Below are 24,121 nucleotides of genomic sequence, written 5' to 3'. Positions count from 1 at the left end.
TCCCGTCGTTTAGGTTGCAATTTGCCAAAGTTGACGTAGTACAAAACATAGTCGACCAAGCATTGGCACATTCTCTTGTAATTCCGCCTTTAATCGATTTTTGTTCAGCAGAAGTTAATTGCTGAGCCCCTTCTAAATTTAAAATGTTTTTTAACATGATATTTTTTTTTATAGTAAATGAATAAACCCAATCATTTAAAGACATTTGAGTATCTGTCTATCCTCGCGCAAGAATGTTTTATATATTGTTAAGCCTGGACGGAATTATTTTCCATAATGGCTTTTTCTTCTGAGAAAGCATTGAAAAAATATTTCAATTCGCTGATTTCGTATTCGTTAGGAAACATTTTCCCGTTTATCAACTTTACCGGGGTATAGTTGAATTCGTTTGCGCCGCACCAGTGGTATTGCTGGTGGATCTGATGGTTCGCTTTCATGTCGATTGTAGTGACCGCCCATTTTTCCTTCCATTGATCGAGTCCCATTTTTTTTATATGCCAGTCGATTATCGCTTCTTCCGCTTTTTTCGGGTCATGGTGGTTGAGAGCCAGCAGATTTTCGACAACGGGCTTATACGGGTTCTCGTTATTTTCAGGATTGATGTTGAACAGGACATTCAGGAAAACTTTTTCAGGGAATTTCAAATACAATTCATAGGCATCCTGAAAAGCTTTATGGCAATGCCCGCAGCTTGGGCTTATGATAATGGCCAGGTTTACTTCGGCGTTCTTGTTCCCGAAAACCAGTCCTTCCAATCTTTGGAATCCATCCAGGACAGGGATTTCTTTGGATAAAAAATCAAAAAGTTTGTAATCCCTTTTGAATCTCTTCAATTCCTTGGCACTTCCTTCGGCTTTGACCTTATCTTCCAAAACAGGCTTGAGCAATAACCATATCGAAGCAAAGAGGACCGAAACAAACAAATAGAAATACAAATTGGAAAACGCTATGTTTACCTCTGACCCGAAAGCCATCCAGAACGTTACCGCCTGCGCCACAATGACAATTGATACCGCCAAACACAGCACGCACCATTTTTTTACTTTGAATTTCTGCAGCCAGACCGAATATATGATTACAGGGATACTTATAACACTCAAGGCGCCCACAATAGGAACCGAACCTACAGGCTGAAGCAGTACCGAAAGCACATTGACCCCGAAAAAAAGCAATGGCAAATCCGAAAAGCCAACCCATTTGTTTATTTCGCTCTGATTGGATTTAATGACCGAATCGCAAGAAGTATTCGGGTTGATATTGCAAAATTTAGATACCATTTCATTTTTGTAACCCAGTTTTTCCTGAACGATAAAAATACTTATAATCAATCCGATAACAGAAGTAATCAACGTTATGGCATGATTCAGCCCATACGCATTGAAGGCCAATGATAACGCTATCAGCGCAACGGCCGGCAAACCGTACTGAAGGCCTTTGTAATTGAAAGCAACCGATTTACCCGTTACCGCTTCATTGGGTTCCATGGCAATGATAACACCGTTCCAGTCTTCCAGGAATGCATTGGAAGGAATTTGTTTCTTTTCTGCTTTTGCCGTTTCAATGGCAATCTGGCCGTCTTTTTTATGCACTAAAACCAGCTCTTCCTTAAAAATCGCCAAAAACGCCTCCGGTAATTCGGGAAATTGTTCTTTAGGTACTTTTATGGCAATATTTTCAATGGAAAGCATGTCCAGGGAATCTGTAATTGCAAAAACGCTTGGGTAATTCGGATGAGAGAGGAAGAGGTCTTCAAATGCCGGTTTCTCATTTGAAAATCGGTTTATATCTAAATATTTTTTGACTAAATGTATCATTGCCTTTTCTTTTTCAGTTAAAGGGAAACGTGGGTGTCCCGTAAAAATGTTTTGGCAAATATGTAGCTTTTTTTTTATTAAAGGACCATGGCGTTTTAACTATTTATAAATTATAGTGTATACAATTTATAAATTATACATTCTTTTTACACCCATTAAATTATTGATTTTTAAAATATTACATCTTTTTAATTGCTTTCTTTTCTCTCTAAAACAAAAACACGGAAAACGGATAGGTAATAATGATAGATTTGCATTGTTAAACTATAAAATAATAAAGCAGAATGAAAAGAAAACAAGTAAGCTTTGACGATTTCAAAAGAAATCAACTGACAACAGAAGGGCAAAAATCAATCAAAGGCGGCCTTCCTCCTAATGGATTACCACCGGAATTTGAAGATGAAGAAGAAACCGAGCCTCAATGGGGCGGGCCAATCGTGCTGGCCAATACAGGAGGCATAAGGGGCAGTGACAGTACTAGCTCAGGAATAAAGGTAATAATCCCTTAAGAATTGTTTTCTACTTTTTTGATAAACTGAACCGGAGTCACTCCGGTTCTTTTGCTAAAAGTCTTGGTGAAGGAAACCGCATTTTTGTAGCCTACGCTTTCCGCCATAGCCTGGGTTGAATATTTCCTGAAAGTAGGATTGGAAATGATCTCATTGATTACATAATTGATTTTCAGTTCATTTACATACTCGCTGAACGTTTTCCCAAACCTTTTATTGACCACATACGAAAGATAAGTCGTATTGGTCTTGATCCTTTTGGCCACTGCCTGTTGCGTAAAATCAGGATTGAGGTATTGGAATTTCTTTTCCAGGTTGAGGAGTTTTTTTACTATTTCATTCTCCTTTTCCTCATCGATACTCAACACATTCGGCTTGCCTTCCGGGGAAACCTTTGGCAAAAACAATTCTTCAGCCGGTTTTTCCTTGTTTTCCAGGTTCGCTTTGTGTTCGGCAATTAAAGTGTTTATCCTTTCTTCAACTTTTTTCCTTCTTTTTACATTTCGGAACAACACCAAAACCAGGACAACAAACAAGGCTGCTGCTATAAAAACCCCTGCTTTCCTTAGCAATACAGCCGTTTGGTTCTTTTCCCTGATACTGATTATTTCCTTACGGAGCTTGCCTGTACCAATCAGGTAATTGACTTCCTGTGATTCCTTATTGAATTTAGACTCGTTTTTCTCGAAAGCATCCAGGTAAACCTGCGAATGGTAATACGCTTTTTCCGCGTTTTTAAAATGGTCGTAAATTTTTGCCTGGTAATAATGCGAGTCGTCTATAAATCCTGATTCATCGGTTTTGGTCAGGTCATAGATGGAATCTACTTTTTGAAAGCAAATTAATGCGTCATCGTATTTTTTCGTATAGAAATACAAGCGCCCTAAATTGAAATTTACACTATAATACCTTGATTTATAAGCATTTTCTTTGGCCAACAACAATAAATCATAATATATTTTCTCTGCTTTGGCATATTCCTTCTTTTCATAATAAACATTCCCCAAATTGGACTGCGCCGTTAATTTCCTGTCGTCGAAGCCTTTGGAATATACAATCGTTTTTTTGTAAAAATAGGCCGCCGAATCCAGAAAACGCTTGTTATTGCTGTCTTTGTAATAATAACGCTCGTAAAAATTCCCCAGGTTGCCGTAGATGTTGCCCTTGTCGCGCACCAATTGTTCGTCGGTATAGAGGTATTTGATCCTGTCAATTACTTTTTCAGCTTCTTTTGTGGCCGCTATGGCTGATTTAAAATTCCCTACTTCCCCATTGATCTGGGCTATATTGTACATAAATTTTACAACCTGCATCTGGTCATTGATGCTTTCCGAAAGCCTTTTTCCTTTCTGGTACTGTAAAAGCGCCTGGCTGTACTCCGATTTTTTCCAGGCAATCAACCCGCCGATATTCAATAAAAAAGCATGCAGTTTTGTTTTTTCCCCGGAAGCCGGGACTTTCTCCAGATAATAAAACGCTTTTGCATACGCCTGCCTTGAATCTCGTCCTTTTGCCTTGAGCTGGAACAAATAGGCCTTGCATCCCAGCGCAAAAGTCTTCTGCAATGGGATCTCCGATTTTTCTATTTTTGACGCATAAATAAAAGCGCTATCAATATTGGATCCTATAAGGGATTTCACTTTTTCCTGCAGTACCAGGTATTCTGGATTGGATAGATTGCTTTTTTGAGGAAAAGCACAAACGCAAAGCAAGGAAAGAAAGCAGCAAAGAAGGAATTTCATGGGTAGGTATCGTAAAATTGCACCAAAAGTAACTTATTAAGATGTAATAATCAAAGCCATTCCCGGCGTCCGCTTTTATCTTCCCGGTCTTTAGTTACAACAAAAAAGCAGGAAAAATTATATCCTGCCTGCTTTTTCGTCATTTACTATTGAAACTGCCTGCTATTAATACGGTGGCGGAACGATTGTTCTGCAGAAATACGCTTTGCAGATTCCGTTAGAATAGGTGAACCCTTTTCCTCCTAAATTTTCCTGGCAATTTTCCAGGCTAGTGCCTGGCCATGTTTCGTAATGACAGCCTGCCGGAATCCCTCCGTTAATGGCTTTTTGCTCTTTTGTAGACAATGCCTGAGCTCCAGGTAAGGTCAAAATGTTTTTTAACATGATTAAAAGTTTTAAAATTTGGAACTATCCCAATCATTTTAAGACACTTGGGACTTATGTCTTTTATCTTCAACCTATTTTGGTTTTATTTTTTTGATAAGAAATTACTGTAAAAATATTTTTTAATTGCGTAACTACAAAATGCAAAACGTTAAATTTTACTGAAATTTCTTACGTTATTGCAAATCGAAGGCTTTCAATTTGTCCTGATTTAATTGGGGAAAGATTAATTATGTAAGATTATAACAATACATCATTGATTTGTTACATTTCTTTATGTAAATTTGCTGCGATTTAAAAAACTATACATAATGAGACCAGACTTATTTCAAGCTCCTGATTATTACTTATTAGACGATTTATTGTCTGACGAACATAAATTAGTGCGCGACTCGGCACGTGCCTGGGTTAAACGCGAAGTATCCCCGATCATCGAAGAATATGCACAAAAAGCGGAATTTCCGAAGCAACTTGTAAAAGGGTTGGCGGAAATTGGCGGTTTTGGGCCTTACATACCAGAAGAATATGGCGGTGCCGGCCTGGATCAGATATCCTACGGGTTGATCATGCAGGAAATCGAGCGTGGTGATTCTGGAGTGCGTTCTACTTCATCGGTACAATCCTCATTAGTGATGTATCCGATCTGGAAATACGGGAACGAGGAACAAAGAATGAAATATTTGCCAAAACTGGCTACCGGGGAATTCATCGGTTGTTTCGGATTGACAGAACCGGACCATGGTTCTAATCCGGGTGGCATGGTGACCAACTTTAAAGACATGGGCGACCATTATTTATTGAACGGTGCCAAAATGTGGATTTCCAATGCACCTTTTGCAGATATCGCAGTGGTATGGGCAAAAGATGAAACAGGAAGAATCCACGGTTTGATCGTAGAAAGAGGAATGGAAGGATTTACAACTCCTGAAACACATAACAAATGGTCATTGAGGGCTTCTGCAACTGGAGAATTGATTTTTGACAATGTAAAAGTTCCAAAGGAAAACCTATTGCCAAACAAATCCGGATTGGGCGCACCGCTGGGCTGCCTTGATTCGGCACGTTACGGGATTGCATGGGGCGCGATTGGAGCTGCAATGGACTGTTATGATACGGCATTGCGCTATTCTAAAGAGCGTATCCAGTTTGACAAACCTATTGGCGGTACGCAATTACAGCAAAAGAAATTGGCTGAAATGATCACTGAAATTACAAAAGCACAATTGTTGACCTGGAGATTGGGTGTATTGAGAAATGAAGGAAGAGCTACTTCCGCTCAAATTTCAATGGCCAAAAGAAATAATGTGAACATGGCAGTGGAAATTGCCCGTGAAGCACGCCAAATGCTGGGCGGAATGGGTATTACCGGAGAATATTCAATCATGCGCCACATGATGAACTTGGAATCTGTAATTACCTATGAAGGAACGCATGATATCCATTTACTTATAACAGGTATGGATGTTACCGGAATTTCGGCATTCAAATAATAAATCAGGATTTTAATTTAGTTATTAAATTCAACCTTAAAAGCTTCCCGGAAACAGGAGGCTTTTTTTGTTTTGATCCTTTCTGTGCAAACAATACACAAGGCTATGCAAACACTACACAAGCCTATGCAAACGATACACATGGCTATGCAAACGGTACACAAGGCTGTGCAAACACTACACATGGCTATGCAAACACTACACAAGCCTGTGCAAACGATACACATGGCTGTGCAAACGGTACACAAGGCTGTGCAAACGGCCATAAAACCGTAAATTATACGTTTTGCCAATCATGCCATTGATAAATTCGATGTTAAAAAGCTTCCCCATAAAGAGAAGCTTTTCTATTTTTGTGTAAATTATCTCACTATGACGGTACAACATATCAATGAGAATATCCGGGCTCAAAAGGATATCTTACTCCATCACCCTCTATACCAGCACATTCAGAATATAAACGATTTGCATCGTTTTCTGGAAACCCATGTGTTTGCGGTTTGGGATTTCATGTCCTTACTGAAAGCCTTACAGCAGAAACTGACGTGTACCACTACACCCTGGTTTGCCACAAGCAACCCCGAAATGCGGTACCTGATCAACGAAATCGTACTGGCGGAAGAAACGGATCTTGCCATAGACGGAAGAAGGCAGAGCCATTTTGAGATGTACCTCGAAGCGATGCAGGCCTGTGGTGCGGATACCTCAGCCATTGACGCTTTTTTAGAAGATGTTATGGTTACGAAGAACATTTTCATTTCTATAAAAACAAGCCGGCTACACCCTGATGTAAAAGCTTTTTTGGATTTTACCTTCCGTGTAATAGAAGAAGGCAAACCGCATAAGATTGCAGCCGCGTTTACTTTTGGCAGGGAAGATTTGATCCCGGTTATGTTTACCGAAATCCTTAAGAATTTCAAAGCCAATTTCCCTCAAACCGATTTGTCAAAACTGCTGTATTATTTTGAGAGGCATATTGAGCTTGATGCCGATGAGCACGGCCCGATGGCGATGCAGATGATTACGGAACTTTGTGGTGAAAACCCTCAGAAATGGAAGGAAGCCGAAGAAGTTTCGGTAGCGGCACTGGAAAAAAGGATTGGCCTCTGGAATGCCATCGAAGAGCACATACACGAACAGCATTTAGTAGTATAACAGACGCCCCTGGATTTAGGGGCGTTTTTATTTGGATTTCCATATAAAACCATCTAAAATATAATGTGTGAATTGCGGAACCGTCAGCAAAGGGACCAGTAGGAACTGCCAATTTGAAAAATGCAGGTTGTGAAGTGAAAACTGCTCATTCCAGACCAGGACTTCCCAGAGGTATTCTTCGGAGAAAGCGATCAGCAATAAAACAGCGACATACAAAAAGAGCCCTTTGCTGTTTTTAAAAAAATGCAACACGCCTAATTCCTGACGGTCTTTCTTGTCTATCTCTTTTAGATAAACCAGTGCCATGTACGGAATGCCATGGGAGACAACATTGAGCAGGGTGAAAATAAAATCATCGTTAAAATAAACAATCCCGAAATACCAGGAAAGCGCTGTGCCTGTTATAATAGCATTTTTGGGGATATTAAAATATTTTTCACGAAAGGCCTTATACAACGTCCTTACGACATAAAATCCTATAATCAAGAAATACAGCAGGCCGGATATCTTGAGAAGCAACGGGCTCTGCAAATGGAAGAATTCATTTTCGACAAACCAATTGAATTTTCTTGGCGAAGACAAAAACCAATACAGCATAGGGTAACCGGTTGCCGTATAGATAATGAGATTGTCTATAAAAACCCCGGCTTTTGTTTTTGCTTCCAACCTGGAATACAGCCGCATAAACCCATACTGCTGCCTGATAAAATGAAATACCGCCACATACGCCAGGACCGACCAAAAAACCGCACTCCCGAAAGCAAAAAGAAGCATTCCGGCTCCAAAACAAAAAGCAGGCAGGATCAGCAGCAGCCTTTTGTTTTTTTTGAATTCGGCAGATACGAAATACGTTTTGAACAAAGTTGCATACACATGGGCAACGTCTATAAAAACGATGAGGAAAAGCCAGGTATAAAAGGGAAAATGCTCCTCAATGGTTTGAATGGATCCTTGGAACATGAAAATAACAGCCAGTACAAAAAATGACGGCGCCAGGATGAAAATACTATCCGTTTTGGGTTTATGTATCCAAGGCTGGTCCATCGAGTATCTGGTTTACAACATTAATCCCCTGGTGAAAAGCTTCTTCAAAAACAGAAATCCCGGACAAATCCGAATGGGCAAAGAAAATCGTATTGCCAATAGGCTGGGCGGCTTTCTTTTTGGCTTCTCCAAATATAAATCCCGGCACGGCACTAATCATTCCGTGCCCTAACAGATGAATGTCCATTTGCTCAGTGATGGTTTCTATATCCGGATGGGCTGTTTTTAAATCTTCGAAAACCAATTGTTTCCAATACTCTTCTTTGCGGCTATAGAAATCCCTTCTTGTTTTGCGCAAATCCGCAGACGGGAAACAGCGGTAATAGGTAATCACTTTCTTTTCCTGCACTTGCTTTACAGATTGGTGCTGGTCATAAATGTAACCCAATCCTGCAGAACCATGGATCACATTGTCCCAGCACAGCGGAAAACTGGAATTGTCAGACAAGCCAGGAACTGTTAATGTAGCCAAAAGCCATGGCGCATACTGAAATTCTTTAGTGAATGTTTTCCTGTTTCCGATCACATATTGATTCACGAACTGAGGCGTAGCCATGATTAATGTATCGGCGGTAATCTCAACGGAATCTTTATGCACGGCATCAAAAGCCTTGACAATGGCTGTGCCGTCCTGTATTTTCACTTCATAAACCAAATGGTTGGTAAGGGTTTTGCCTTTTGTATATTTTTTTAAATGCGATGCCAAACGCGCATTTCCTTCAGGCCAGGTAAGTACATTGTCCTTTTTATCCGGTGCTGCATCCTGTTTCCTGGCACAGAAATAATACATCCCGGCCCAGGCCGAAACATATTCGATCCCCAACCCGAAATCGTCCCTGCAGCAATAATCTATATATTCGAAAAGAGGCTGAGAACTGAAATCCTTGCCCTGTAGCCATTTTTTCATGGTTATAAGATCTAAATCCCTTGTTTTTCCATCTGAAGAAGAACGTGATAACGGAATATCAAACAAAAACTTACCATCTTCTCCCTTTGCCCGCCTGAAAACATCCATTTCAGAAAAAAAACGTTCAAACTGAAGGTCATCGTTTGTTGTATTCCCTGTTTTCGGAACCAATCCTTCCTGCCAATTGTTCTTATAAAACAACCGTTCTTCCGGCGCGAAGGTGAGCTGTAATTCATCAAAAACCGGAAAACCATTGGCATCATATCCTAAAATTATGGCCTCTTCTTTTAGAAACTGCAACAATTCCTTGTCCTGGAAATTAGGCAACGGCAGATAATGAGCTCCCAAAGGAAACTTAGAATATTGGTTTTCCCCGTTGGAAGAATTCCCGCCCAGATGGCCTTCCATTTCTATCATTAAAAAATCGGTTTTGCCTTTTTTAACCAATTGCCTCGCAGCGCTCAAACCGGAGATCCCGCCGCCGACAATAAGGTACGGGATATGGATTTTGCGGGTCGGTTTTGGAAAATCCCCTATACGCAATTTATGCCCCAAAATATGATTGGTCCCGGACAACCGAATGAGTAGCGTGGCAATCTTATCGGTACAAAACTGCAAAAAAGGGACCATGAGCAAGGCAGCCCCGATTCCTTTTACGAAATTCCGCCTGGAATACTTATAATTTACCCCATTCTTCATCGAAATAACGTACTAAGATTTGATTGTCCAGCCTATTGATTTCAACTTCTTTTGAAACCATGTCTTTGGAAAAATAATTGAATTTGTCAAACTGGTAATTGTAAAACCTCAATCCGTTAACCTGTCTTTTTACCTGATTGAAACCAGTGCCAAAACCATTCATGGCAATAGTAAATCCCCATTCCCCGAAGGAAGGAACATAGGCATGGTAGGCATCGACCTGTGGAAAAACCTCCATCATGGTCTTGTTGATACACCAAAACGATTTTGGCGCGAAATACGGTGATGTCGTCTGGACGACGATTGTGGCATCGGGAGAAAGGATCTGTTTTACCGTACTATAGAAATTAAGGGAATACAATTTCCCTAAACTATAATTGGATGGATCCGGAAAATCAATGATCACCACGTCAAATTTGCTTTTGCAGTTTTTTGCCCAGATATAAGCATCCTGGTTCAGGACGGTCACTTTGGGATTGTTGAGGGAATTTTGGTTGAAACCTGTCAGGACTTCATTGGTTTTGAAGAGTTTGGTCATGCCTTCGTCCAGGTCAACCAGTGTGATTTTTTCCACCTCTTTGTATTTCAGGATCTCACGGACGGCAAGGCCATCGCCACCACCCAGGACCAGTACATTTTTCACTTTTTTTGCCATGGACATTACAGGATGCACCAAGGCTTCATGGTAACGGTATTCGTCTGCCGAACTGAACTGCAGGTTGTTATTGAGGTACAGGCGGTAATCGCTTTTATTATGCGTTAAGACGATACGCTGATAAGGTGTGGAATGGGAATAAATGATATTTTCCCCATACAGCCTTCCTTCGGAATAGGACAGTATGTTTTTTGAAAAAATAAAAACAATCAATAACAGAAGAAAGGAAAGAAGCGCTTTTGCCTTTAGCATATTTTGCTTTTTCAATTCTGATTTCAAAACAAAACACAGCACAATGGCAATACTCACGTTAATCATCCCGAAGAATAACGAAGTCCCCATGATCCCTAATTTCGGAACCAATACCAAAGGGAATAATATGGAGGCCAGCAGTGCCCCGATATAATCGAAAGTAAAAACATTGGAAACCAAATCCCTGAATTCTACCCGGTCCTTAAGAATATTCATCAGCAGCGGGATTTCAAGGCCAACTAGGCAACCGGTCACGAAAACCAAAAAATACAAAATGAATTGAAAGGACTGAACGCTCTCAAACAATAAAAAAAGCAGTACGGAACTCAATCCTCCGATTAACCCGACCAAAATTTCGATCTCCACAAAAGTGTTGAGCATATTTTTAGTCAGGAATTTCGAAAAATACGAACCTACTCCCATCGAAAACAGGTACACTCCGATGATGAAAGAAAATTGTTTTACAGAATCTCCTAATAAATAACTGGCCAGTGTCCCGGCGACCAATTCGTAAACCAGCCCGCAGGTTGCAATGGTAAAAACCGCAAAAAGAAGCAGGAATTCAAACTTCAGGAATTTTTTACCCATGTATCGCTGCGCTGATGATCATCGACATTCCAATGATAAGTGCCCCTAAAACAATAGCAACAGCAGTATTGTTTTTCTGCACAAGCTCTTTCCAGGTGTTTTCAGGGGTCAGTTTTTCGATTATGAAATACGAAACCAGCAGGATTATGATTCCCAGAAGTGAGAAAATAAGGGAATTTACGATGGGCTTTAATGATACTATATCCATAATAGTTTAATTTGGTTATTTATGATAAAAATGATTGATTGAACCTCTTCTTCCGGTTTGGGACGAATTGTATTTTTCTGTTTTTTCACAATCGCAGATCCTGTTTCCCGAAAAGGTAAAATACAGGTATACGGAATAGAAAAACAATCCGATGACAATGGCCCAAACGTTGCTTTTTATAAATTTAAATATATTTTCCATTTATTCTTCTTCATCAAAAGGTGAATAATCGCTTTCTGCCCATCGGGTACGTTCGAAATTTACGTTGAGATAATACACTCCGATCATCGCAAGTCCCATCAGGACAATAGGAATCCAGGCATTCCAGGTAGAAGGCTGGCTCCAGACCACATCTACCTTCATACTAAGATTTCCCTGATCTTCGGTTGCTTTTTGTGGTGTTATCGTAAGATGGTATTTCCCGGCGTTGACACCGCAGAGATAAAATTTCTCATTATTATCTCCTTCCGTCCAATTTTCCCCATCGGTATAGCCGTGGTAATATTCGACATCCTTATTGGCATACACTTCTTCGTTCGTGGTTTCGTTTATCAAAGCGACCTGGACATTTGCCCATGAATTGTTGGTGTTGGTTTGGGCCGAAACTGTCATGGGAGCAGAACCGCCTTCGAGAGTAAAAGAAGGACTTACAAAATCCTTATTAATGAAATCACTAAAGAGGAAATCCTTGCTTAAAACAGTTTCTTCCGCCCTGTTGCTGTAAATCAGTGCATGCGAAGCAAAAATCAAAATAGCCGTAGCACAGAAAATGATGGCCGTATTCTTGACATTCAGGTAAAAAGGCTGGACAATTCCTACTCCATGCTGGTACGGTAGCGCCAAAGAAGGAAATGCCTTTCGGATTTCCGCTTTTGAAATATGCTCTCCCAGAAAATTATTTTCAACGTCATTTAGCCTTTCGATGGAAATGCAGTAAGGTGGCGAAATATATTCAAACATGCTTACTTTCTTATCCGGCACTACAAAATCAAAATAACCTTGTGCGGCAACAATTTCGGCATCGGTATACTCGTACAGGTTCAATCTCATGTCACCATGGTCAATATAAGGCGGATGGTCCTTGACATTGTGTTTTTCTTCAATATCTGTCAGTAAAATCCAATGGCCATCTGCTTCGGAAAGATATACAAAATCACCTGAGGCGTTTTGCAGGATATATTCCCTCCAATAATATTTACCGTATGTTTTCTTTACCAATGACCCTGTTACGGTATATTCTTCTTTTCTTAGAATCCCTTTTTGCCCAATGGCCAATCCTGTATCCTCCGGCTGGTACTTGAATTTTGTATGCAACCGCATTCCTTCCGGAGAAATGGTATACAAACTCTGGCAATTGGGGCAGGCAAAACTCGCTACATCGAAACGTATTTCCAGGTCAGTGGCAACATTACATTCGGAACAAGATATTTTCATATTTTATCTGTTAATTTCAAAATCCTTAATAATGACCCCTTCAAAATAAGCGACATAGGCATCCGTAATGGCTTTTACCTTTTGGGAATTATCCTGAAGGTAGTTGCACAAATAAACGTCAAATGTCAGTTGGCCAAACTCGGGCCAGGTATGTATGCAAATATGGGATTCCTTCAGGCAAACGGCGATCGTAAAACTGTTGTTATCGAAATCATGAACAACGACACCCACTTTTTCCAAATCGTATTTTTCCAGGATGGAATCCGTAAAAGCGACAAATCCCGAGCTATCGGTAAGTTTTTCGGCTTTATCGACCTGAAGCGTCATTAATTTATGTAAACCCGGAGAATAGGAAATTGAATTCATGTAAATACTACCAAAAAATGTTTGCTTGTAAAATAATGGTAGTTATACGCAGGTGTTAATTTTTTGTTACAAAAAAAGGGAAATTATTGTTTTTGAGGCATTATTCCGGAGCAAGCTCGATGGCCAAGCCGTCAATTTCCGGAGTAAGGTTGATTTGGCAGCCCAGGCGGCTGTTCTCTTTTACATGGAAGGCTTCCCAAAGCATGGCTTCTTCATCATCGCTTTTTTCCGGGAGCGCCACATCATTGAGCACGTAACACTGGCAGGAGGCGCACATGGCCATTCCACCGCATATCCCGATAGTGCCTTCAGGGGCAATTTCGTACATTCTGACCAATTCCATGACATTCATATTCATATCTGTCGGAGCCTGCACTTCATGGGCTTTCCCTTCCCTATCGATTATTTTTATCGTGATATCCATGCTAAAAAATTTTAGCAAAAATATAAATTATTCAATAAAAAGATTATATTTGGCAACAGTTTTGGGGGATTAGCTCATTTGGCTAGAGCGCTTGCCTGGCAGGCAAGAGGTGACCGGTTCGAATCCGGTATTCTCCACAAAATGACAACGGAACTCAATTTCAACACTTTACCTGTAAAAAGAGTTCCGGAATTTACGATTAACACCAAAAAACCAAACCAAAAACCAAGAAACCTCAAAATTATTTTTTGAGGTTTTTTATTTAAAAAAAGCGCCAATTTATTTTCTTTTTTTGTCGAAAAGCCGATTTTTGCACACCAAATCAGACAACGAATGAAAAAAAAATTACTAGTATTTGCATTGGCCCTATTTTTTTATGGGTTACCGGCCTTTTCCCAGACCAAAATCATCACCTCACTCCCCGATAGCACATCCCATTGGAAAAAAGAAAACAAAGTAGGTTTTGACATTAGCGAAATTGCTTTTGTAAACTGGAGCGCCGGTGGCGTGAATTCCGTTTCAGGATTATTAAAGGGCCAATTTACCCGTCTTTACGAATACAAAAACACGAAATGGCATAACGAATTACTGTTTAAATACGGTGTCAACAAACAGGATGGCAACGGTATCCAGAAAACTGACGATGCCTTGCACCTGAATTCGACTTTCGGATTTCGGAACGATACGATTTCGAGATGGTATTATTCGGCAAAGTTCAACTTCAATACACAATTTACAAATGGTTACGCCTACCCTAACAGGGATAAAGCCATTTCCAAATTATTCGCCCCGGCTTATGTTTTCCTGGGAAGTGGTGCTGAATATGTAAATAAGGAGGCAAAACTCACCTTGTATATCTCGCCGCTTACTTTTAAAACCACTTTCGTATTAGACCGGCGACTGGCTAATGAAGGTGCCTTTGGAGTGACGAAAGCCGTCTATGACGACACCGGGAATATTGTTTCGCTTGGACGGAAAACCAGGACAGAAATGGGTTTTTTGTTTACCTGCAACCATAAGGATGAGATTTTCAGGAACATTTTCATGGAAAACCGTTTGGTACTCTATTCTGATTATATCAATAAATTTGGGAATGTTGACGTAGACTGGCAACTGCAGTTGGACCTGGTTGTCAATCAATATGTAAAAGCGACCATCGGCACCCATCTTATGTATGACGATGATATCAAAGCCAAGGAAAATATCGACGGTGTCCAGGTTACGGTCGGGCCGAAAGTACAGCTGAAACAAATCCTGGGAGTCGGATTAGAATATAGTTTTTAAATGAAAAAGCCTCAAAAATGATTTTGAGGCTTTTTTTATTTATTATGGTTACAATTATTAATTGTCAAGGGCAACAGTCCTGTTTCTGCGGTCACGCAACCAGTATTTCACCCTTTTCACAAGGTAGAACATTACCGGAACCATTACCAGTGTCAGCACGGTTGCATACGTTAATCCGAAGATGATCGTCCATGCCAGCGGCCCCCAGAAGATTACGTTGTCTCCACCCATGAACAAGTGCGGGTTCAAATCTGTAATTAAAGAGAAGAAATCGAAATTCAACCCGATGGCCAGAGGAATCAATCCTAAAACGGCAGTCAAGGCGGTTAACAATACAGGACGTAACCTTGATTTTCCGGATTCGATAATCACTTCTTTTATTTCATCTAACGTTAAATCATCATGGCTTGTCAATCTATTATCGGCCACTTTTTTGTCCAATAACAGTACAAAGAAGTCCATCAGTACGATTCCGTTCTTCACAACGATACCCGCCAGGGAAATGATTCCCATCATGGTCATCAGGATTACGAAATCCATATTGGCGATGACATATCCGTAGAACACCCCACTGAAACTCAGTAAAACGGTAAACAAGATTACCAGGGTTTTCGAAACCGAATTAAACTGCAATACGATGATGATCATAATCCCTGCCAAGGCCAGGAAAAGGGCATACATAAGGAAGCTTTGGTTTTTACCTTGCTCTTCTTGAACCCCTGAGAACGAATACGTTACGCTTTTAGGCAATTTATATCCTTTTAAGCTGGCTTCGATTTGCTTGGTGATTTCGTCTCCGTTATAACCTGTCAGTACATTGGAGTAAACCGTCATGATTCGTTTCTGGTTTTTCCTTTTGATCTGATTGTAGGTAGTGGTTTTCTCTGTTTGTGAAACAGCTGAAATAGGCACTTGCATCATTTGACCGTTGTTCTGGTTTCGGAATGTCAACGACTGGTTGAACAGTATGTTTTCATTCTTACGCTGATCGTCCTGCATACGCATGGTGATGTTGTAATCATCATCGCCTTCTTTGTATGTAGAGATTTCCTGTCCGTATACCGAACGGCGCAAATTGAATCCTACCTGGCCTGTAGAAACCCCAAGGCTTCCGGCATTTACCCTGTCCACTTTTACTTCAAGTTCCGGGCTTTCCTTGTTAACATCGATACTCAAACGTTCGATTCCCGGAATATTTTTCGAATTGATAAAGGCAATCATCTTGTCTGCTTCCTTAAGCATCACATCATAATCGATACCGGTCAACTGCACACTGATTGGGTATCCGGCAGGCGGTCCGTTTGCATCTTTTTCAACGGTTACGGTCGCTCCGGCGATTCCTTTCACTTTGCCCCTGATTTCCTCCAGGATATCAGCCGTATTGATCCCTCTCCTGAATTTAAACTCAGAGAAATTGACCGTTACTTTTCCTTTGTATGGTGTTTCGGAAGCGGAACCGGCATCCACATTCGGATTTCCTGCCCCAACCCCTACTTGCGATACAATCGATTCGGCAAGGAAGTTCTTGTTCGTTTTCGGGTCTATGTATTTGCTTAAGATGGAAATCACCTGTTTTTCAACAAAAAGCGTCGCATTATTGGTTTTCTTGATATCGGTTCCCTGCGGATATTCGATGTAAGTAATAACCTGGTTTGGAATATTATCCGGGAAAAACAATACTTTTCTAGGGAAAACACCTAAAAGTATGAAAGAGAAGAACAGCATCCCGATAATTCCGGCCAAAGCGATCCAGGCTCTCTTACCCGTAAGGATTTTTGACAAGAAACTTTTGTACTTGTTTTCCATCCTTGGGAAAAAACTATGCTGGAAATCCTGTGTCCATTGGTACAATTTCAGTTTATACAACCACATCAAACCAAGTGATATGATGGCCAAATGCCCTATTGCCCTTGCAAATTTAGAGTCGTAAATATTTCCAATCAATACAAAAATAACTGCAACTATTGTAAAAATTATGGAATAGAGCTTGGCCGATTTTTTAGAAACGTTCCTGTCTTCAGTATCCATCGAACCTCCTGTCATGGCAGCATTCACAACCATCGCTACGAATAATGACGCAGACAGGGTCACCGTTAGGGTAATCGGGAAATACTTCATGAATTTACCCATGGTACCCGGCCACAATAAAAACGGTAAGAAGGCCATTAAGGTAGTAGCCGTAGAAGAAATTACCGGCCATGCGATTTCGCCGATACCTATTTTGGAGGCGTGGACGCGGTCCATTCCTTTTTTCATATTGGCAAAAACGTTGTCGACCACCACGATACCATCATCCACGAGCATCCCAAGTCCCATAACCAATCCGAAAAGCACCATGGTGTTTAGCGTAAGCCCGAAAGCAGAAAGGATACTGAAAGCCATCAGCATAGACAATGGGATAGCTGCTCCTACAAACAAGGAATTTCGTAAACCCATCGTAAACATCAGCACGATCATTACCAGTACAATACCGAAAATAATGTGGTTGGAAAGTTCATCTACCTGGTGTTCCACACGGGAAGACTGGTCGTTTGTAAGTTCGATTTTTAAGTTTGAAGGAAGGTAAGAAGCCTTTGCCTCGTTCAGTTTTTCCTTAACCTGCTCTATGGCAGAAATCATATTCTGGTTGGAACGTTTTTTAACGTTAAGCATGACAACTTCGGTGCCTTTTTCACGGGCATAGGTTGTTTTTTCTTTTTCCTTAAAACTTACAACCGCAATATCTTTAAGGTACACTGTCCCGCCGTATGATTTTACAATCACGTTTTCCAGTTCTTTCGGGTCTTTGATCTCTCCAACGATCCTGATGTTGTTTCGGGAACCTTGTGAAATTAAATTCCCGCCGGAAAGCGTCATGTTTTCATATTTAACCGCATTTTGGATTTCGTCGAATGAAACCTGGGCCGCGGTCATTTTGAAAATGTCAACTGCAATTTCCACTTCTTTATCGTCAACCCCAAGGATGTCTACTTTTTTAACTTCCGGGATTTCTTCGATGTCATCCTGAAGCTGTTCTCCGTATTTCTTTAATTGCTGAGTAGTATAATTCCCCTGAAGGTTGATGTTCAGGATAGGCACTTCTTCCGAAATATTCAATTCGAAAACACTCGGCTCGACTTTACTTCCGTTGTCCAGGTTAGGCCAGTCGGTATCGGCTTTTACAATATCAACTTTATCTTTTACTTTGGTTTTGGCATCTTCAATAGTTACTTTATCGCCAAATTCCACGATAATCATCCCGTAGTCCTGGAAAGAACTCGAAGTGATTTTTTCCACCCCGGAAATGTTCTTGATTTCCTTCTCGAGTGGTTTTACGATTAATTTTTCAACGTCTTCCGCAGAGTTCCCAGGGAAAACAGATGAGATATAGACTTTATTTTCAATAATTTCCGGGAAATCTTCACGCGGCATTGTTATGTAGGCGATAACTCCCGTAATAACAATCAATAACGTCAAGATGTATACTGTGACACGATTGTCTACAGCCCAGCTTGATATACTAAATTCTTTACTTTGATGACTCATTTTTGTTTAGTTTATAAGGTTAAAGCCTGAAAGGTTAGATCTTTAGAAGTTTAAGAGATTCAGGACCAACAAAATTCTTACGTAGTATCTAAATCTCTAACCTAACGAAACTCTAGTTTTTTAGAATGTCACTTTCATTCCTTCGGAAATGGTATTTGCCCCTTCGGTTACCACGATATCGGCAGCAGCCAATCCGCTTAGTACTTCAGTAACATTATCTGATGATTTTCCTAGTTTAACCAATACTTTTTTGGCTGTTCCCACTTTTCCATTTGCATTGGTTACGGTAAAGACAAATTTGTTCCCGCTTGCATCTTCCTGGATTACATTGGTTGGCACCACGATAGCATTTTTGGTAGCATAATCGATGATTTTAAGCTTGGCAACCTGGTTCGGGCGCAATAAGTTTTCAGGATTTGGCACGCTCACTTCAATACCGAAACTTCTGTTGTTTGGATTGATATAGCTTCCGACCTGTCTTACTTTCCCTTTGTAGGTTTTTCCTAAAGAAGTCAGGAAAACATCTACTTCAGAACCGATTTTCAATTTTCCGATGTATGTTTCCGGTACAGATGTTGACACATACATATTCGATAAATTCACGATACGCATCAACCCTTGCTGGCTTGGCGCCACAACCTGGCCTCTTTCTACAAAAACCTCATCGATTACACCTGTAAACGGCGCTTTGATAACTGTTTTGGCAATTTGAGCCCTCATTTGCCCTAATGATTTCTGTAAGCTGACCATTTGTGTCTGTGCTTGCAAATACTGGATTTCAGAACCGATTTTTTGGTCCCATAATCTTTTTTGTCTTTCAAAAGTTGTTTTGGCCAATTCGTATTGTGTCTGGATTTGCGCCAATTGCTGACCCATTCCTCCATCATCGATACGGCCTAAAACCTGCCCTTTTACGACTCTCTGGCCTGCTTTGGCATTAAACGAAACCAAGGCTCCTGAAAATTCCGGCTGTACCAGGATATTCTCTTTGGTATCCACACTTCCCTGGATTTCAAGGTAATGGTTGAAAGCCGTATCTTTCAAAACAAGTGTTTCCACTAAAGCCTCTTCTGTTTTTTTCTCCATGGAAGCCAGGGCCTCATCGATTTTTGCCAGATCAGCCTGGATGGCCGCTCTTTTGCTTTTAAGTTCCGTTATGTTTTTAGACTCGATTAAGTTATCGATATTGGATGTATTCTCTTTGCTGCCGCACGAAAACAGCAGTATTGAAAGCGATGTAATGATAAATATCTTCTTCATTTTGTATATATGTTTAGTTGTTTATTTTATGATTTTTTCCAGTGCGGCTCTTTTGTTGATCACATCTACCATAGATTGCAAATAACTTTGCTGGGCGCTATACAACTGGCGCTGTGCTTCGGTAAATTCAAAACTGGTCGATAGTCCTTCCGCGAATTTGGTTTGTTGCTTTTTCTCGATTCTTTCGGCTAGGTTCAAATTGCTTTTGGCTGTTGCGTATTCTTCGATACTGAACTCAAATTCACTTTTTGATTTCTCGAATTGCAGTTTCAGCATTTGCTCGGTTTCGGTTTGTGAAGTTTTTGCCTGCTCGTAGGCTATTTTTGCCTGTTGTGTCCTGGCACTTCTTCCCAAACTACTGAAAATAGGAACATTAAGACCCACGCCTAAATTAGAATAATTGTACCATTTTTGATTTTCGTTAAAAAAACTGAACGATTGGCTAAAAGCGTTGTACCCGAAATTGACATTAGCAGCAAGCGACGGCAATGCCTTGCTTTTTTCGAGTTTCAGCAAAAGTTTTTTCTGCTCGGTCATGTTGGATACTATTTGATAATCAACAGTATTGTTCACATTAAACTCGTTGCTTTCCAAAGCCAGTGCCAGATTGGATTGTGACAAAGCTTCTAAATTATCAGTAAGTGTCAGTTCGTCATTTAGTTCGATGCCCAGATTGATTTTAAGCATTTTCAAGGCCACTTCCCGTAATCTTTTCACATTATTAAGATTGCTCTTTACCGTTGCCAAAGTGATGGAAATCTGTTCTACGCTTTCTTCTTCACCAAGGCCGTTTTTATAAATCTGGTTGGCGTCTTTATAATTTTTTTCCAAAATAGATTGGTTGCGTTCCAAAACTTTAATGCTTTCTTCTGCCAAAAGCACATTCCCATAGGAATTGGTAACCGTTTCCCTAATTTCGGAATCTGTTTTCCTTTTGGAATTTTCAAAAAGCTGCAAATACACTTTAGCCGATTGGAGCCCAACAATGTAAGAACCGTCAAAAATAAGCTGGCTCAATGTCAATCTTGCCCCCATATTTTGTTTGGTTCCCATTTCAGCTTCAAAAAAAGTTCCAGGCTGATTAATTAATTCCCCCGGAAGCAAAGTTTTTTGGATTTTGAAATTGTTTTGATAATCTACAGCGCCATTAATTTGCGGCAAACCCATAGTGGTGGTTTCCCATTTTTTCTTTTTGGCAGCTTCGATATCCCTTCCGGAATTAATGGCCGAATAATTGTATTGCAACGCATGTTCAGTTGCCTGTTGCAAGCTGAAAGAGTACGTTTGTTTGGCATCCTGCGCATTTACTTTTGCAAGAAAGGCAAATGCCAGTAGAATAAATATTTTTCTCATGGATGGATGGTTGTTATATATTAGGGTTTAGTAATTGTTTCTCTAATTCTTCGACCCCTTTTGGCGTTGCAATGGCCCTAGTGTGGTATTCCAGTGCATGCAGTTCGAGTCTTTGCGCCTCTTTTTCGGAGACTGTGTTTTCGTTGATGCTGAAAATGAGTGTGTAATAAAACTTCACAGCCGTTTCCATATCGATTCCTTCCCTGTACAATCCTTGTTGTATTCCTTTTTCCAGGTTTTGGCGGAAACATTTATTGCATTCGTCAAGCTCCCGAGTCATGACTTTTGCATGGATTTCAGGATAATGCTTTTTCAACTGATACACCGGTGAAGTGTCATAGGATTTAAACATTTCCTTAAACATGATCCTGATTTCAAAATTCTCTGCGATCGCGTTGTAATCCAAGGCTACGATTTTATCTATAATCTCATGTATCTGGTTGTGGATCATCTCCGTAGCTTCTTCCACCAGCACTTCCTTGTTGCAAAAATATTTATAGATCGTTTTTTTAGAAATACACATATCTCCCGCTATATCATCCATAGTGATGCTTTTGAATCCGAGTTTCAAAAACATCTCACTTGCCCTAGCTAAAATTTTTTCTTTCATTTTAAATGTTGAATTTATTCCGGTTTCTATATACCGAAGCACTAAATTTCGGTGCAAATGTAAAAAGGAAACTTTTAACACCAAAATAGTTTCCGATGTTTTTACAATTTTTTAACATTCGCCAAAAGCCCAGTGCTTACTGGATTTGTTGCTTTTTTTTGATTATTCTGTTAGGATTTCATTAGGAAACTCCCACCATTTGGGGAATTCAAGATTTCCTTTTAAGTAGGTTTTTTCCCCTATTTTAGGGGTCATCAGGAACATTCCAGTTCCTTCAATTAGCGCTGAAATTTTTATCAGCGGTTCATTCCAGTTATGGTTGGCCAGGACAAATTTTGACGAATGCACGGGGAACAGTTTTTTGGCATTCAGGTCTTTAGCCGCCTGAAAAACTTCTTCCGGCATCATATGGATGTATTTCCAGCTCTTATCGTATTGCCCGTTTTCCAATATAGCCAAATCAAAAGGGCCAAATTGCTTCCCGATCTTTGCAAAATGGCTGCCATATCCGCTATCGCCACCAATAAATAGCCTTGATTTGGGCGTTTGCAGGACATACGATAGCCAAAGCGCTTTATTCCGGGTAAGTCCGCGTCCTGAAAAATGCCTCGCTGGAACGGTATGGACCTGAAAACCTTCTTCCAGCTGGAAACTTTCATTCCAGTCTTTTTCTATGATTTTACCAGTATCAAAGCCCCAATGCTCAAAATGCGCGCCGGTGCCCAGGCCGCAGATAATAGTCTTTATTTTAGGCTTAAGCTCCATAATGGTTTTGTAATCCAGATGGTCCCAGTGGTCATGGCTAATGAAAAGGTAGTCAATTTCCGGCATGTCTTGAGCCGTATACCTGTCGCTGCCCTCAAAGGCTTTGGTTGTAAAGGAAATTGGCGAAGCCGAACCGCTGAAAACAGGATCGACTAAAATTTTCCTTCCGTCTACCTGCATAAAATAAGAGGAATGCCCAAACCAAACCAGCGTATCTTCTGCCGGATTCAGGTGAAACAAATCTGTTTTAACCGAAGGAAGCATCCCTTGTGGTTTTTTGGCTTCATTCTTATTGAAGATGAATTCCTTCATTACAGAAAAAAAACTAGCTCCTTCTGTCAGGCTTGGAGTGTGGTTAAGGTTTTGAAAGGCCCCGTTTTTATAATTGGGTGATTTCCGGATGGTTTCCAATCTTTTCCCGCTGGAAAGTTTCCCGAATTGAGGCTGCCGCAGGAATGCATAAACCAGCACCGCAAAAACAACCATTATTACTATCGCAACTATCATATTTGTAACTTTTTATTCGTTGAATCGGGAGCAAATGTAAAATGGAAACTTTAGAAACCAAAAAAGTTTCCGCAGTTTTAAGTTAAAATTAACATTTGAAAAACTGTTTAATTTGAAGTATTTTAGCAGAAAATTAAATCCATGCTTTCCATTTCTCAATACCAGGACATTATTTCAGAGCATTTTGCCAACCTTTCATTAGCCAAAGAACCTAAAAACCTCTACGAACCCATTTCGTATATCTTATCGTTAGGCGGCAAACGCATGCGCCCGGTTTTGACTTTAATGGCAGCAGAAGTGTTTAACAGCAATTGCAAAAAAGCATTGGCCGCCGCTACCGCTGTAGAGGTTTTTCACAATTTCTCACTAGTGCACGACGATATTATGGATGATGCTCCGTTGCGCCGGGGAAATGAAACCGTTCATGAAAAATGGAATGTGAATACCGGTATTTTATCTGGTGATGCCATGCTAATCCTGGCCTACCAGCATTTCGAACAATATGAGCCGGCCATCTTCAGGGATTTGGCAAAACTATTCAGCAAAACAGCTTTGGAAGTGTGCGAAGGACAACAATGGGACGTTGATTTTGAGCAGCGCGACGATGTGACCATTCCCGAATATTTGAAAATGATCGAGTACAAAACCGCTGTTTTAGTGGGAGCCGCGATGAAAATGGGTGCGATTGTAGCCGAAACTTCAGAAGAAAATGCAGACCTGATCTATGATTTTGGGCTGAACCTGGGCATTGCCTTCCAATTACAGGATGATTACCTGGATGCTTTTGGCGATCCTGAAACCTTTGGAAAACAAGTGGGCGGCGATATCATTGAAAACAAAAAAACCTATCTTTACCTTAAGGCCATTGAGTTTTCAGGACCGGATGAAAAGGAGCAACTGCTGCATTTGTTTTCCATCCAACCTACGGACAATAAGGATAAGATCAGCTCCATAAAAGAGCTTTTCAATACCACAGGAGCCAGTGAAGCTACTCAGCAGGCGATCAAAGAGTATACTTTCAAATCCTTCGAAACTTTGGAAAAAATGAATATCGGACAAGATAAAAAAGACATTTTACGGTCTTTTGGCGAAAATTTAATGATGAGAAACGTATAAACAAATAATGTAGTCATTTCAATTAATTAT

22 protein-coding genes and 1 tRNA gene are annotated in these 24,121 nt (G+C 40.4%); 6 read left to right on the top strand and 17 right to left on the bottom strand.

Features of this window, described 5'->3' with window-relative positions; all coding sequences use genetic code 11:
- Positions 1-248: 248 nt before the first annotated feature.
- On the bottom strand, positions 249-1,814 hold the full coding sequence (locus E4635_RS10730; RefSeq protein WP_135526694.1) for a vitamin K epoxide reductase family protein: 1,566 nt from the start codon (positions 1,812-1,814) through the stop codon (positions 249-251).
- 284 nt (positions 1,815-2,098) lie between these two features.
- Here E4635_RS10730 and E4635_RS10725 point away from each other — a divergent pair, with 284 nt between their 5' ends.
- A complete protein-coding gene (locus tag E4635_RS10725; protein WP_135526693.1) occupies positions 2,099-2,323 on the top strand; it encodes a hypothetical protein in 225 nt (74 codons plus the stop codon).
- On the opposite strand, the gene E4635_RS10720 is transcribed toward E4635_RS10725, so the two are convergent.
- Complete coding sequence (locus E4635_RS10720; protein ID WP_135526692.1) at positions 2,320-4,065, bottom strand: AraC family transcriptional regulator; 1,746 nt, start codon at positions 4,063-4,065, stop codon at positions 2,320-2,322. The two genes, E4635_RS10725 and E4635_RS10720, sit on opposite strands and share 4 nt — an antisense overlap.
- A gap of 165 nt (positions 4,066-4,230) precedes the next feature.
- Entirely contained in the window at positions 4,231-4,449 is a 219-nt protein-coding gene (locus tag E4635_RS10715) for a hypothetical protein (RefSeq protein WP_135526691.1), read from the bottom strand.
- A 311-nt stretch (positions 4,450-4,760) separates the two neighbouring features.
- Between E4635_RS10715 and E4635_RS10710 the strand changes: the two genes are divergently transcribed.
- On the top strand, positions 4,761-5,939 hold the full coding sequence (locus E4635_RS10710; RefSeq protein WP_135526690.1) for an acyl-CoA dehydrogenase family protein: 1,179 nt from the start codon (positions 4,761-4,763) through the stop codon (positions 5,937-5,939).
- A 198-nt stretch (positions 5,940-6,137) separates the two neighbouring features.
- On the opposite strand, the gene E4635_RS15900 is transcribed toward E4635_RS10710, so the two are convergent.
- Positions 6,138-6,272 (bottom strand): hypothetical protein, encoded by a 135-nt coding sequence (locus tag E4635_RS15900; protein WP_262710638.1) that lies wholly within the window; start codon positions 6,270-6,272, stop codon positions 6,138-6,140.
- A gap of 39 nt (positions 6,273-6,311) precedes the next feature.
- Here E4635_RS15900 and E4635_RS10705 point away from each other — a divergent pair, with 39 nt between their 5' ends.
- A complete protein-coding gene (locus E4635_RS10705; protein ID WP_135526689.1) occupies positions 6,312-7,094 on the top strand; it encodes a DUF3050 domain-containing protein in 783 nt (260 codons plus the stop codon).
- 27 nt (positions 7,095-7,121) lie between these two features.
- On the opposite strand, the gene E4635_RS10700 is transcribed toward E4635_RS10705, so the two are convergent.
- The 8 genes from E4635_RS10700 to E4635_RS10665 form a co-directional block, all read right to left on the bottom strand.
- The gene (locus E4635_RS10700) at positions 7,122-8,138 is read right to left on the bottom strand and encodes a hypothetical protein (RefSeq protein WP_135526688.1); all 1,017 of its coding nucleotides are present in this window, start codon (positions 8,136-8,138) and stop codon (positions 7,122-7,124) included.
- Positions 8,116-9,744 (bottom strand): flavin monoamine oxidase family protein, encoded by a 1,629-nt coding sequence (locus tag E4635_RS10695; protein ID WP_135526687.1) that lies wholly within the window; start codon positions 9,742-9,744, stop codon positions 8,116-8,118. The genes E4635_RS10700 and E4635_RS10695 overlap by 23 nt, the downstream gene beginning before the upstream one ends.
- Positions 9,722-11,239, bottom strand: a complete 1,518-nt coding sequence (locus E4635_RS10690; protein WP_135526686.1) for a polyamine aminopropyltransferase — start codon at positions 11,237-11,239, stop codon at positions 9,722-9,724. Before E4635_RS10690 ends, E4635_RS10695 begins: the two co-directional genes overlap by 23 nt.
- The gene (locus E4635_RS10685; protein WP_135526685.1) at positions 11,232-11,447 is read right to left on the bottom strand and encodes a DUF350 domain-containing protein; all 216 of its coding nucleotides are present in this window, start codon (positions 11,445-11,447) and stop codon (positions 11,232-11,234) included. The genes E4635_RS10690 and E4635_RS10685 overlap by 8 nt, the downstream gene beginning before the upstream one ends.
- 15 nt (positions 11,448-11,462) lie before the next feature.
- Entirely contained in the window at positions 11,463-11,648 is a 186-nt protein-coding gene (locus E4635_RS10680) for a hypothetical protein (protein WP_135526684.1), read from the bottom strand.
- The gene (locus E4635_RS10675; protein WP_135526683.1) at positions 11,649-12,881 is read right to left on the bottom strand and encodes a DUF4178 domain-containing protein; all 1,233 of its coding nucleotides are present in this window, start codon (positions 12,879-12,881) and stop codon (positions 11,649-11,651) included.
- Positions 12,882-12,884: 3 nt separating this feature from the next.
- Positions 12,885-13,247 carry an S-adenosylmethionine decarboxylase family protein gene (locus tag E4635_RS10670; protein WP_135526682.1) on the bottom strand — a complete coding sequence of 121 codons (363 nt, stop codon included), beginning with the start codon at positions 13,245-13,247 and terminating at the stop codon, positions 12,885-12,887.
- Between the two features lie 100 nt (positions 13,248-13,347).
- Entirely contained in the window at positions 13,348-13,671 is a 324-nt protein-coding gene (locus E4635_RS10665; protein WP_135526681.1) for a 2Fe-2S iron-sulfur cluster-binding family protein, read from the bottom strand.
- 63 nt (positions 13,672-13,734) lie between these two features.
- Between E4635_RS10665 and E4635_RS10660 the strand changes: the two genes are divergently transcribed.
- Both E4635_RS10660 and E4635_RS10655 read left to right on the top strand, forming a co-directional pair.
- Positions 13,735-13,808 (top strand) — tRNA-Ala (locus E4635_RS10660).
- A gap of 196 nt (positions 13,809-14,004) precedes the next feature.
- Positions 14,005-14,955, top strand: coding sequence for a DUF3078 domain-containing protein (locus E4635_RS10655; protein ID WP_135526680.1), 951 nt, complete (start codon positions 14,005-14,007; stop codon positions 14,953-14,955).
- Positions 14,956-15,012: 57 nt separating this feature from the next.
- On the opposite strand, the gene E4635_RS10650 is transcribed toward E4635_RS10655, so the two are convergent.
- The 5 genes from E4635_RS10650 to E4635_RS10630 form a co-directional block, all read right to left on the bottom strand.
- Positions 15,013-18,480 carry an efflux RND transporter permease subunit gene (locus E4635_RS10650; RefSeq protein ID WP_135526679.1) on the bottom strand — a complete coding sequence of 1,156 codons (3,468 nt, stop codon included), beginning with the start codon at positions 18,478-18,480 and terminating at the stop codon, positions 15,013-15,015.
- Positions 18,481-18,600: 120 nt separating this feature from the next.
- Positions 18,601-19,740 (bottom strand): efflux RND transporter periplasmic adaptor subunit, encoded by a 1,140-nt coding sequence (locus tag E4635_RS10645; protein ID WP_135526678.1) that lies wholly within the window; start codon positions 19,738-19,740, stop codon positions 18,601-18,603.
- A 21-nt stretch (positions 19,741-19,761) separates the two neighbouring features.
- Positions 19,762-21,093, bottom strand: a complete 1,332-nt coding sequence (locus tag E4635_RS10640; RefSeq protein ID WP_135526677.1) for a TolC family protein — start codon at positions 21,091-21,093, stop codon at positions 19,762-19,764.
- A 13-nt stretch (positions 21,094-21,106) separates the two neighbouring features.
- Complete coding sequence (locus E4635_RS10635; protein WP_135526676.1) at positions 21,107-21,703, bottom strand: TetR/AcrR family transcriptional regulator; 597 nt, start codon at positions 21,701-21,703, stop codon at positions 21,107-21,109.
- A 162-nt stretch (positions 21,704-21,865) separates the two neighbouring features.
- On the bottom strand, positions 21,866-22,975 hold the full coding sequence (locus tag E4635_RS10630; RefSeq protein WP_135526675.1) for an MBL fold metallo-hydrolase: 1,110 nt from the start codon (positions 22,973-22,975) through the stop codon (positions 21,866-21,868).
- Between the two features lie 141 nt (positions 22,976-23,116).
- Here E4635_RS10630 and E4635_RS10625 point away from each other — a divergent pair, with 141 nt between their 5' ends.
- Positions 23,117-24,091: a polyprenyl synthetase family protein gene (locus E4635_RS10625; RefSeq protein ID WP_135526674.1), complete on the top strand. Its 975-nt coding sequence runs from the start codon at positions 23,117-23,119 to the stop codon at positions 24,089-24,091.
- The last annotated feature ends 30 nt before the right edge of the window (positions 24,092-24,121 follow it).

The sequence above is a fragment of the Flavobacterium humi genome (assembly GCF_004745595.1).
Taxonomy (GTDB): domain Bacteria; phylum Bacteroidota; class Bacteroidia; order Flavobacteriales; family Flavobacteriaceae; genus Flavobacterium; species Flavobacterium humi.
This window is presented reverse-complemented; position numbering and strand designations above follow the sequence as displayed.

Bases quoted from the DNA above. Each gene is read 5' to 3' on its own strand.
- E4635_RS10730 (WP_135526694.1), bottom strand. From the start codon at position 1,814: ATGATACATTTAGTCAAAAAATATTTAGATATAAACCGATTTTCAAAT.
- E4635_RS10680 (WP_135526684.1), bottom strand. From the start codon at position 11,648: ATGGAAAATATATTTAAATTTATAAAAAGCAACGTTTGGGCCATTGTC.
- E4635_RS10710 (WP_135526690.1), top strand. From the start codon at position 4,761: ATGAGACCAGACTTATTTCAAGCTCCTGATTATTACTTATTAGACGAT.
- E4635_RS10625 (WP_135526674.1), top strand. From the start codon at position 23,117: ATGCTTTCCATTTCTCAATACCAGGACATTATTTCAGAGCATTTTGCC.
- E4635_RS10650 (WP_135526679.1), bottom strand. From the start codon at position 18,480: ATGAGTCATCAAAGTAAAGAATTTAGTATATCAAGCTGGGCTGTAGAC.
- E4635_RS10640 (WP_135526677.1), bottom strand. From the start codon at position 21,093: ATGAGAAAAATATTTATTCTACTGGCATTTGCCTTTCTTGCAAAAGTA.
- E4635_RS10715 (WP_135526691.1), bottom strand. From the start codon at position 4,449: ATGTTAAAAAACATTTTGACCTTACCTGGAGCTCAGGCATTGTCTACA.
- E4635_RS10725 (WP_135526693.1), top strand. From the start codon at position 2,099: ATGAAAAGAAAACAAGTAAGCTTTGACGATTTCAAAAGAAATCAACTG.
- E4635_RS10635 (WP_135526676.1), bottom strand. From the start codon at position 21,703: ATGAAAGAAAAAATTTTAGCTAGGGCAAGTGAGATGTTTTTGAAACTC.
- E4635_RS10690 (WP_135526686.1), bottom strand. From the start codon at position 11,239: ATGGGTAAAAAATTCCTGAAGTTTGAATTCCTGCTTCTTTTTGCGGTT.
- E4635_RS10630 (WP_135526675.1), bottom strand. From the start codon at position 22,975: ATGATAGTTGCGATAGTAATAATGGTTGTTTTTGCGGTGCTGGTTTAT.
- E4635_RS10670 (WP_135526682.1), bottom strand. From the start codon at position 13,247: ATGAATTCAATTTCCTATTCTCCGGGTTTACATAAATTAATGACGCTT.
- E4635_RS15900 (WP_262710638.1), bottom strand. From the start codon at position 6,272: ATGGGGAAGCTTTTTAACATCGAATTTATCAATGGCATGATTGGCAAA.
- E4635_RS10720 (WP_135526692.1), bottom strand. From the start codon at position 4,065: ATGAAATTCCTTCTTTGCTGCTTTCTTTCCTTGCTTTGCGTTTGTGCT.
- E4635_RS10645 (WP_135526678.1), bottom strand. From the start codon at position 19,740: ATGAAGAAGATATTTATCATTACATCGCTTTCAATACTGCTGTTTTCG.
- E4635_RS10655 (WP_135526680.1), top strand. From the start codon at position 14,005: ATGAAAAAAAAATTACTAGTATTTGCATTGGCCCTATTTTTTTATGGG.
- E4635_RS10695 (WP_135526687.1), bottom strand. From the start codon at position 9,744: ATGAAGAATGGGGTAAATTATAAGTATTCCAGGCGGAATTTCGTAAAA.
- E4635_RS10700 (WP_135526688.1), bottom strand. From the start codon at position 8,138: ATGGACCAGCCTTGGATACATAAACCCAAAACGGATAGTATTTTCATC.
- E4635_RS10705 (WP_135526689.1), top strand. From the start codon at position 6,312: ATGACGGTACAACATATCAATGAGAATATCCGGGCTCAAAAGGATATC.
- E4635_RS10675 (WP_135526683.1), bottom strand. From the start codon at position 12,881: ATGAAAATATCTTGTTCCGAATGTAATGTTGCCACTGACCTGGAAATA.
- E4635_RS10685 (WP_135526685.1), bottom strand. From the start codon at position 11,447: ATGGATATAGTATCATTAAAGCCCATCGTAAATTCCCTTATTTTCTCA.
- E4635_RS10665 (WP_135526681.1), bottom strand. From the start codon at position 13,671: ATGGATATCACGATAAAAATAATCGATAGGGAAGGGAAAGCCCATGAA.